Below are 3,992 nucleotides of genomic sequence, written 5' to 3' on the forward strand. Positions count from 1 at the left end.
GGTCGTTCCTGGCTGTGACCGGTGGCCGGGGCATGGATGTGGTGCTGGACTCCCTGGCGCGGGAGTTCGTTGACGCGTCACTGCGATTGCTGCCGCGGGGTGGCCGGTTCGTGGAGTTGGGCAAGACCGATGTCCGGGATCCGCTGGAGGTAGCGGCTGAGCATCCGGGTGTCAGGTATCAGGCCTTCGACCTGTTCGACGCCGGTCCTGAGCGGATCGCGGAAATGCTGGGCGTGCTCCTCGATCTCTTTGAGCGGGGTGTGCTGGAGCCGTTGCCGGTGACGGCCTGGGATGTGCGGAAGGCTCCGGACGCGTTCCGATTCCTGAGTCAGGCCCGGCATGTGGGCAAGGTCGTCCTCACGATGCCAGTCAGCCTCGACCCGCAAGGCACGGTTCTGGTCACGGGCGGTACGGGTGGTCTGGGTGCTCTGGTGGCTCGGCGTCTGGTGGTCGAGCACGGGGTGCGGCATCTGGTGCTGGCGAGTCGGCGTGGGGTGGATGCGCCCGGGGCCGGTGAGTTGGTGGCGGAGCTGGCCGTTCTGGGTGCCCAGGTGGAGGTTGCGGCGGTTGATGTCGGTGACCGGGAGGCTGTGACGGGGCTGCTGGCGGCGGTTCCGGTTGCGCATCCGTTGACTGCGGTGGTGCATACGGCGGGTGTGCTGGATGACGGTGTTGTTTTGTCGCTGACGCCGGAGCGGTTTGATGCGGTGCTGCGTCCGAAGGCGGATGCGGCGGTGTATTTGGATGAGTTGACGCGTGGGCTGGATCTGGCGGCGTTTGTGGTGTTCTCGTCGGTGGCGGGGACGTTCGGCAGTGCGGGTCAGGCCAACTATGCGGCGGCGAATGCGTTCTTGGATGCTCTGGTGGAGTCCCGGCGTGCTGGGGGGCTGCCGGCGACGTCGTTGGCGTGGGGTCCGTGGGCGCCGGGTGCGGGGATGACCGGTGAGTTGAGTGAGGCGGACCTGCGGCGTATGGCCAGGTCGGGCATGCTCCCCCTCTCCGCCGAACAAGGACTCAGGTTGCTCGATGACGCCCTTGAGCGCGGATCCGAGCTGGAGCGGGCCGCCGTACTGCCGGTGAATCTCGATGTGAAGGCGCTGCGTGGCCAGTCCGAGACCGCCCCGCCGCTGCTGCGCAACCTGATCCGTACTCCGGTACGCCGCAGCGTGCAGGTCACCACAAGTGGAAGCGGTCAGCCCGATCTCCAGCAGCGGCTTCTCGCTCTGGCGTCGGCCGATCGCGAGCGGTTTCTGTTCGACATGGTCTGCGGTCAAGCGGCGGCAGTACTGGGACACGCGTCCGCGGCAGACATCGATGCGGACCAGACGTTCCGGGGTCTCGGGTTCGATTCGTTGACCTCGGTGGAGTTGCGCAACAGGGTGAATACGGTGACGGGGCTGCGGCTGTCGGCCACGCTGATCTTCGACCATCCCACTCCTGCGGCTCTCGCCCGCCACATCCAGTCCCAGGTGCTCGGCAGCGAGGACGCTTCTGGACGTTTGCTGCCTGCGTTGGTGGGGGTGGAAGACGATCCGGTGGTGATCGTGGGGATGGCGTGCCGGTTCCCGGGCGGGGTGGAACTTCCCGAGGATCTGTGGCGGTTGGTCGTCGACGGCGGCGAGGGCATCGGCGGGTTCCCGGCGGACCGTGGGTGGGATCTGGAGGGTGTGTTCGACCCGGACCCGGGGAAGCTCGGCAAGTCGTATGTGCGGGAGGGCGGTTTCCTCTACGACGCGGCGTCGTTCGATGCGGGGCTGTTCGGAATTTCGCCGCGTGAGGCGTTGGCGATGGATCCTCAGCAGCGGCTGTTGCTGGAGACGTCGTGGGAGGCCTTCGAGCGGGTCGGCATGGCTCCCGAGTCGTTGCGGGGAAGTCGGACGGGTGTCTTCGCGGGAGTTATAGCCCAGGAATACGGGTCGTGTCTGCGGGAGGCTGCGGACGGGACCGATGCCTATGCACTGACCGGGAATACGGGCAGCGTCGCCTCCGGCCGGGTTTCCTACGCGTTTGGTCTGGAAGGCCCGGCGGTGACGGTGGACACAGCGTGTTCGTCGTCTCTGGTGGCGTTGCATCTGGCGGTGCAGTCGTTGCGGTCGGGTGAGTGCGATCTGGCGCTGGCCGGCGGCGTGACGGTGATGTCGACGCCCGACATGTTCATCGGCTTCAGCCAGCAGCGCGGATTGGCGGTGGACGGTCGGTGCAAGGCGTTCTCGGATGATGCGGATGGTACGGCGTGGTCCGAGGGTGTGGGTGTGCTCGTGATGGAGCGTTTGTCGGACGCTCGCCGCAACGGTCACCAGGTGCTGGCGGTGGTGCGTGGGAGTGCGGTGAATCAGGACGGTGCGTCGAATGGTCTGACGGCGCCGAACGGTCCGTCGCAGCAGCGGGTGATCCGCCAGGCGCTGGCCGGTGCGGGCCTGTCGGCGGCGGACGTGGACGCGGTTGAAGCCCATGGCACGGGTACGGTGCTCGGCGACCCGATCGAGGCGCAGGCGTTGCTGGCGACGTACGGGCAGGACCGGCCGCAGGACCGGCCGCTTCTGCTGGGGTCGTTGAAGTCGAACATTGGGCACTCTCAGGCGGCTGCGGGTGTGGGCGGCGTGATCAAGATGATCATGGCGATGCGGCACGGCATACTGCCGCGCACCCTGCACGCGGAAGTGCCGTCCTCGCATGTGGACTGGTCCGCCGGGGCGGTGGAGCTGCTGGCGGAGAACACGGAGTGGCCGGAGGTGGACCGGCCGCGCAGGGCGGGTGTGTCGTCGTTCGGGATCAGCGGGACGAACGCACACATGATCCTGGAGCAGGCCACGTCGGACGAGAGTACTGACGGGACAGACCGTTTCGTCGCTGACGGCGGTGCTTCCGCTGGGGCCGCGGGCGTGGTCCCCTTGATTGTGTCGGCAGTCGGCGCCAATGGTCTGCGGGGGCAGGCGGAGCGGTTGCTGTCGTTCGTGGAGGCTGACCCCGAACTGCCGCTGGGCGACCTGGCCCTGTCGTTGGTGACGACGCGGTCGGCGTTGGAGCACCGGGCAGTCGTGCTCGCCTCGGAGCGACAGGAACTCCTGCTGGGCCTGCGGGCTCTGGCTCATGGGGAACCAGCCCTCAACGTCATCACCGGTATGTCGGGTGGGGCTGGGAAGACGGCGTTTCTGTTTGCGGGTCAGGGTTCGCAGCGGTTGGGGATGGGCCGGGAGTTGTATGAGGCGTTCCCGGTCTTTGCTTCGGCCTTTGATGCGGTGTGTGGGTTTGTGGATGGCGAATTGGGTTGTTCGTTGCGGGGGGTGGTGTTCGGTGATGATGCGGAGCTGTTGAATCGTACGGAGTTTGCGCAGCCTGCGTTGTTCGCTCTCGAGGTCGCTCTGTTCCGGTTGGTGGAGTCGTGGGGTGTGCGGCCGGATGTGCTGTTGGGGCATTCGGTCGGTGAGTTGGCGGCGGCGTTTGTGGCGGGTGTGTGGTCGCTGGAGGATGCGTGTCGTCTGGTGGCCGCGCGTGGCCGGTTGATGCAGGCTCTTCCGCCGGGCGGGGCGATGGTCGCCCTCCAGGCGTCGGAGGCGGAGGTGTTGCCCCTGCTGGCGGGCCGGGAGAGCGAGGTCGGCCTGGCGGCGGTCAACGGTCCGGATGCGGTGGTGATCTCCGGTGCCGATGAGGCGGTTGCGGAGATCGCCGAGTACTTCCGTGGTCTGGAGCGTAAGACGACGTTGTTGCGGGTGAGTCATGCGTTCCACTCGCCGTTGATGGACCCGATGCTGGAGGACTTCCGCCGGGTCGCGGAGAGCGTGACCTTCGAGCTGCCGCGGATCGCGATCGTGTCCAATGTGACCGGCGCGCCGGCCACATTGGAGGAACTCACCTCGCCCGAATACTGGGTGGGGCATGTCCGCCACGCGGTGCGGTTCGCCGACGGCATCCAGCGCCTGGAGGAGCAGGGCGTCAGCCGGTTCCTGGAGTTGGGCCCCGACAGCACGCTGACCGCCATGGCCCAAGGATGC

The 3,992-nt window shown here is 67.3% G+C and carries 1 protein-coding gene; it reads left to right on the plus strand.

Annotated elements, in window-relative coordinates; all coding sequences use genetic code 11:
• On the plus strand, positions 1-3,992 hold a 3,992-nt coding region (locus ACZ3H8_RS40680; RefSeq protein ID WP_467410394.1), incomplete at both ends, for an SDR family NAD(P)-dependent oxidoreductase.

This window comes from Streptomyces sp. NPDC002868 (assembly GCF_055563295.1).